Source organism: Anaplasma marginale str. Florida, from assembly GCF_000215485.1.
GTDB classification, from domain to species: Bacteria; Pseudomonadota; Alphaproteobacteria; order Rickettsiales; family Anaplasmataceae; genus Anaplasma; species Anaplasma marginale.
In genome coordinates, this window is record NZ_AFMS01000161.1 from 1 (window position 1) to 1132 (window position 1132).

Consider the following 1132-nt stretch of genomic DNA (forward strand, 5'->3'; position numbering starts at 1 on the left):
AGAAGGTGAGGGGGAGGCTTAAGCAGAAGACGACAAAAGCCAAGGAAAAGGTTCGAGAGCTTAAGGAGAAGATAAAAGAAGAAGAAGAGCAAAAGTGGTTAGAGAAGCTCGAGCAGTTAAAGCCTGAGGAGATAGAGAAGCTACAAGGATCAGAAGAGATAGAAAAGCTTAGAGCGCTAGTAAAGGAAGGCCTAGGAGACTTGGAGAGGCTAGAAGCTAAGAAGTTGGAAGAGGTGAAGAAGGTAAAGGAGGAAGTGGCGATAAAGGTTGAGGATATAGAGGAGGTGAAGGATCAGGTAGGAGAACTGGAGAAGCTGGAGGAGTCGGAGCTGCTGAAGAAGATAGCGGAGATAGGAGACTTAGAGCAGGAACAGCTGGAGATGAAGAGGGAGATAGAGAAGCTGGAGAGCGGAACGCAGCTGCAAGAGAGAATGAAGAAGCTCACAGAGAGACGGAAAAAACTAGCAGCAATGACGGAGCTGCAAGTACTCAAGAGCAAACTAGAAGAACTAGCAGCGATAAGGGAGCTCAAGGCATTGAGGCTGGAAGAGAGATTGAGAGAATTGGCCAAGGTTAAGGCATTAGCTGAGAAGCTACAAGGACTAGATGTTCAAGAAGGATTGCAACTGATAGGGAAGATTAAAGCAGAGCTTGGAGAGCAGCTAGATCTGCTAGAGAAGATAAAGAGGGAGGAGTTTAAGGAGCTGGTACAGCAGCGTGCTCAGGCTATACGCAAGGAGAATAGTACACAAGCTGTAGGTAAGCTAGTAACAGCAGCAGAAGGAGCAGAAGAGATCCGAGTACTAAGAAAGCTAGGACAGTTGGATGAGCTAATACCAGAAGAGAGATTGAGAGAATTGTCCAAGGTTAAGGAAACACTGAAGCAGTTGAAGGAGGTGCTGGAAGAGAAGAAGCTGAAGCTGGTGCAAGAAAAGCTCAAGCAGGAGAAAGACTTAGCAGGATTGGCGAAACAAGGAATGACACTATTAGGATTTGTATTAAGCCCGCTAGAGAAAGCAATGACGGGAACGGAGGTACTGGGACGTGCACTAAAAGATAAGGAAGTGGTAAAACTAGAGAGACAGATAGATAGGATCAAAGCACTAGAAGAACTTACAGAGATTGCTGAGAA

1 pseudogene is annotated in these 1132 nt (G+C 45.9%); it reads left to right on the plus strand.

The annotated features are described in order from the left end of the window. A pseudogene (locus GAC_RS05740) lies at positions 1-1132 on the plus strand (hypothetical protein); the annotation flags it as partial.